General features: G+C 59.8%; 3 protein-coding genes. All 3 read right to left on the bottom strand.

What is annotated here, in order from left to right; genetic code table 11:
* Positions 1 to 671: 671 nt before the first annotated feature.
* Positions 672 to 1,733, bottom strand: coding sequence for a sensor histidine kinase (locus NW839_RS12125; RefSeq protein WP_011432354.1), 1,062 nt, complete (start codon positions 1,731 to 1,733; stop codon positions 672 to 674).
* Positions 1,734 to 2,300: 567 nt separating this feature from the next.
* The gene (locus NW839_RS12120) at positions 2,301 to 3,029 is read right to left on the bottom strand and encodes a DUF2993 domain-containing protein (protein ID WP_011432355.1); all 729 of its coding nucleotides are present in this window, start codon (positions 3,027 to 3,029) and stop codon (positions 2,301 to 2,303) included.
* Positions 3,030 to 3,154: 125 nt separating this feature from the next.
* Complete coding sequence (bchD, locus tag NW839_RS12115) at positions 3,155 to 5,173, bottom strand: magnesium chelatase ATPase subunit D (protein WP_414351464.1); 2,019 nt, start codon at positions 5,171 to 5,173, stop codon at positions 3,155 to 3,157.
* Positions 5,174 to 5,363: the final 190 nt, after the last annotated feature.

Genomic DNA, 5,363 nt, shown 5'->3' with positions numbered 1-5,363 from the left:
TCTAATCCACAGGGAACGGTGCATCGGCAGGCAGGATGGACTCCTGCACCCAGGAACCCCTGTCCACCGGACAAGAGCAAGAGGCATCTGGATCAATCCGGTACTTGTAGGTTACCGCCAGCATAAGTAGGTTTTACTACAGATTTCGCTCAACAGATTTCGCTCAGAGGTATGGCGGGGATCCCTGTATCCCGGTGCTTACCCTGCGGGTAGAGTGCAGGACTGATTGCCCCTGCACCCCCGTTAGTTACCGCTAGCTACACCGCCGGGAAGCCCCGCCCTCTATTAGTTAGTGGCTAGTGAATAGTGAATAGTCACTATCCACTAACCACTATCCACTATTCACTATCCAGGGTGAGGGTCGGGATGAAAGGCGGGGACATGATGTTTTGTCCTTACTGGTGCCATAAAAAGTAGCGGGGTTTTATACACTGCCGCTATAGACATCAAGTACAGGGGCGGGGCATCCCGTCCTTTTCGCGTTAGCGGGACGTAGTCCTTAAGCCCAGGAAATGTCCTTTTCGCGCTAGCGGCGCGGAGCGCTAACCGGAGTCACTGGGAAGCCCGCACTCTCTCGCTTTAGCGGCGCGGAGCGCTTTGCATCAACATGAGTGCGGGAGTATGTCACTTAAAATGACTACACCAGTCTTGTTCAGCACCAATCTATTGGGTTAGCGCAACACCAGGGCTAGAGCAGTCCCTTGGGATCCCGTCTCGACCAACCGCAAGTCCCCCCCGTGGGCCTGCAGGATGCGCCTGGCGATATATAGCCCCAGACCTCCTGAGCCGGTTGGGTAGTGGTGGCCGGCAATGTGAATGGGCTGGGTCACGTAGGGTTGGGCCAACTCTTCTAGGGGAGCCGGCAAGCCGGGGCCATCATCCTGCACCTGGATCTGGTGGGGGCTGACGATTAACACCACCGCATGGCGTGCGTAGCGCAAGGCGTTGTCCACCAGATTCACCAGCGCCCGCTCCAGCTCTGCCTCATCGGCGTTGCCCCACCCTTCTCCTTCGACTCGCAGATCGATCCCCCGCTCCTGGGCCAGGGATCCCATGCGCTCGGCCACCTTTCTGGCCAGGGATCCCAGATCACAAGGCCGAGGATGCAACTCGATCTCTCCCCGCTCCAGGCGGTGAGCCTCCACCATTTTCTGCACCAGAGAGAGATTGTGTTGATTTTCCTGCAGGATGCGATCCAGCAGAGCGCGACGTTGCTCCGGCTCGAGCTGTTGATCCTGTTTAAAGGCGCTCAGCAGGTGCCCAAAGGCGATGAGGGGGGTTTTGAGGTCGTGAACGAGGGTAGCGGTAAAGGCTTCTCGCCGCATTTGATCGATCTGGATCTGGCGCAGCAACTGGGCAAAAGCCTGCCGCAAGATCAGGGCTTCCTGGGGATCCCCGGGGCGGAGCAGCAGATTCCAACGGGCGGGCTGGTTAATCAAGGTTTCCAAATGAGCCAACTCGCGGGCCAGCAGGGTGAGGGGGCGCAAAATCATGGAGGACAGAGCATAGCCCACCACCGCCGACAGCACCGCCAGCAACGGGATCCACAGCAGCAGCAGGAGGATCCCTTCAGTGCTGAACTGCGTGTCGGGCCAGATCCACTGCACCGACAGGATGAAAACCAAGTTGGGGACGAACGAAAGGCTGGCAATGACCAATGCCACCTGGGTGCGCAAGCTGTGGGGAAAGCGGCGGCGCCAAAACTCAAGTACGCGGAGTGGTTGCTGTTTCAAACTCGGTGCGCTCGCTTTGACAAGACCTGCTTAAATAATGAACCAATGGTACGGAAGAATGAACATCCCCTCACGGTCAAGGCTGAAGAGTTCTTTGATCCCAGAACGACCCTTGTGTTTTGAGCCACTTCATCCTTCTGAACAGGGGGGATGCTGTAGCCCCAGCTTTTAGGATACCCAACTGCCCCACTCTTTAGAGCTAGAGAAGCCGCGCCGTATTCCGGTTGGCAAAGCTGCGGACATCACAGCAAAGGCAGCTTGATCCCCGGGCATGACCAACGTCGAGCAATTATGGCCATCTTATAGCCATTTCAAACTAGATTGAGACACTCCCCAAGCGCTCTGCGCCGCTTCCGCGACCACCCCAAGCCCCTCTCTTTTTGGGAGAGGGGAGTTAGAGAGCAATGAACGAAAATGTTTTATTCCTATTCAAGATGACTATAATGCGGAGCACTTAAGCTCCTAGGACATGAAAAAACCCCTGGGCGTCTGTCCGTGTTTCGACCCCAGAGGCTTCTTCTCTTCACTCCTCACCACTATTGAGCGTAGCCGCCCTTCCAAAGGCTGTCAAGCACTTTCCCATTGGGGTTGGCGTGTGGGAAATTGCGCTAGGGTGGCACTGCCGTACAGGATCATCTGCTGGGGCTGCAAGTTCACCCGGTCTACCCGCAGCTCAGTGCCTCGCAAGGCGAGCCGATCCAAATCCAGAAGCTCATTCAGGCAGCGTACCAAAGCTTGGCTCAAGGCTAGCTCCTCTTCTGTACCGCTTTCAAACACTGGATCTGTAAAGCGGATGCGACGCCGCTCCAGCACCTCAACCTGGGCGGAAAAACCGACGCAGAAAGCCCTGGCTTCTCCCTGCTGTACATTTGCCTGGAATTGCAGTCGTCGCGCCGGGGTGATGCTGATATGGACGTGATGGAAGGATAGGGGGCTATCATCCTGCTTTCCTAAGGCCAGCCTATTCAGCACAAAAGGTGTGTTAAACGATTGCGCCAGATCGTCTTCGCTCAGCACCACACGCATCGTGGCCTGTACCGGCTGGCGCAGCTTGATCTTCCCCTGCCAAATTTGGCTGAAATCGATGGCCACCGCGTTGCAAAACAGCTCTAGGGCCGAAAGCCTCAGGCCGTTGTACATCTGCAGATGCTGGCCCAACAGTTCAAAGCTGTCGATACGACCCTGCAACAATTTGGCAACAGGCTCCACTCGCACGCGCGCCTCCAGCCGCTCTGCATGCTTAAAGAGGGCACGAATGGCTGCGCCTACCCCTCGGCTAACCCAATCGACAGCCATGGGATTTTGCAGGGAAAGTTGGGGCAGGAGTCCTGTAGCCATGGGAAAAGGTAAAGAGCGCCTACAGGGATCATAACCAACCATTAAGAAAAGTTACAACCTTTGCCAACGGAGAGGCTGTTCTCTCAGGGGTAGGTGCGTCCCTCCTGCATAGCCGAGCGGGCCACGGCTGCGATCCCCTGGTCGGTGGCACGGGGCAGATGAAAGTACCGTCCGCCCGCCAATTCCGCCAGCTCGGCGCTGAAGCCGGTGGTTACAAAGCGGCTTTGGGAATCGATCAAAAGCAGCTTCAACCCCAGGGCGCGGATGCGCAGGGCGATCTCCCGCAGCTCTTGCTTGAGGTCGATGGGATCCGCTCCCAACTGGCTTTTGCTGTCGCTCCGTCCCAAGGAGCGGCTGAGGGGAATGTTGGCCCGGCCATCGGTGAGAGCCACCAGCATCACCTGACCTACATCGCCAGCGGTGCGGGCATTGACTCCCATGCGCACGGCTTGGGTGAGGGCATGGGCGAGAGGGGATCCCCCGCCACAGGGCAGGGATTCCAGACGGCGGCGGGCCAGCTCGATGGAGCGGGTGGGGGGGAGCAACACTTCGGCAGTTTCCCCACGAAAGGCGATGAGGGCCACCTTGTCACGGTTTTGGTAAGCCTCGGTGAGCAGGCGCAGGGCGGCACCTTTGGCCGCTTGCATGCGGTTGAGGGCCATGGAGCCGGAGGCGTCCACCACAAAGATCACCAGGGCTCCGGCCTTGCGAACCAGCTTTTTGGCGCGGATATCGCTCGGCTCCACAATCACGCTACGTCCCGGTTGCCGCTGGCGGCGGCTTTTCTGATAGGGGGCAGCAGCTCGCAAGGTGGCATCGACGGCAATGCGGGGGTTGGATCCCTGGGGCAGGATGGGCTTGACGTAGCGGCCTCGGTCGGCGCTGAACACCAGGCTGCGGGATCCCGTTTTTCCCTGCTGGTTGAGGGACTGGGCAAAGGCCAGCAGGCGCGGGTCCAGGGCCACCTGCTCAGGATCGAAAAAAAACTCCTGCGGCAGGCTGAGGCTTTCCGGCTGGGGATCCGTCTCCTCCTGGTCCTCGCCGGTGTCGTCGGAATTGCTTGGGGAAGGATCGGGCTGTTGGGATTGGGGTGGGGGGGGAGGCGGGGGCTGGTCGGGGTCGTAACGGGCGCGGCGCAGCAGCACCAGCTGCACGGCCTGCTGCAGATCCTCGGCCAGGAGGCGATCCCGCCCCTCCAGCGCCGCCAGGGCACAGGCGGCTCGCAGGGCAAATTGTTCTCCCCGGTGCCCTTGGACGTTGCCGCGGATGGCCTCCTGCACCAGGTAGAGGAGCTGTTCCCGCTGCGGCTTGACCTGGGGCAGCCACTCCCGCGCCAGGAGGATGCGGGTGCGGATTTCCTCCAGTTCCGCCTGGTGCTCGGCCAGGAAGGGCTCGGGAGCATCGACAAATTGCGTTGCCCGTTGGACAATTTCCCCTCGCTCTTCTAGGCTCAGCTCCTGCCCCACCGGCACCACCAGTGCCAGGCGATCCAGCAGGTGGGGGCGCAGGGATCCCTCTTCGGGGTTGTAGGTGGCCACCAAGAGAGGCAGGCAGGGGTGTTGCAGACTCAGCCCCTCCCGTTCCAGGCGGTTGACCCCATCCCCCACCACCGTCAGCAACAAGTTGACGATGGCGTCGTCCAAGAGGTTGATGTCATCCACATAGAGCACGCCCCGGTGGGCAGCAGCCAAGAGCCCTGGCTGGAAGACCGTTTCCCCCTGCCTGATGGAGGCCTCCACATCGACGGATCCCAGCAGCCGATCTTCGGTGACGCCCAGGGGAACCTGGACAAAGGGGGGCGATATCACTTGGGTGGGCGGCACCTCTCCGGCTGGGTAGCGAGCCTTGGCCCAGTCGGACCAGGTATCCGGCTGCGCTGGATCGTCGTTGCAATAGGATCCCGCAATCACCTCGATGGGCGGTAGCAAGGCGTGGATCCCTCTGGCCAAAACCGACTTGGCGGTGCCGCGAGGCCCCACCAGCACCACACCCCTTAGGCTGGGATCCACTGCTGCCAGCAGCAGAGCCAGCTTGGCCGCCTGTTGCCCCACTACAGCGGTGAGGGGAAAGGTACAAGGAGCGGATAGAGTTGCGGATCCCATGGTTGGCGGGTAGGCTTGGCGAGCAACGGTTCAATCGAGCAGATTCGCAGCGGAGCGGGAGCTGTACACCCCAGTCTATCGCTTGAGTGCTCCGCACCGCCTTTGCAACTGAGATTTTCTGGGGAGCATGCCTCTAACCCCCAAAACCCTGAACTTTGCTGAATTTACTGAGCTTTAGGCGGTTTGGCAA

This window comes from Synechococcus sp. R5-15, assembly GCF_047462035.1.
Taxonomy (GTDB): Bacteria; Cyanobacteriota; Cyanobacteriia; order Thermostichales; family Thermostichaceae; genus Thermostichus.
The sequence above is the reverse complement of the archived record's forward strand: the minus strand, read 5'-3'. Positions and strand labels throughout refer to the sequence as shown.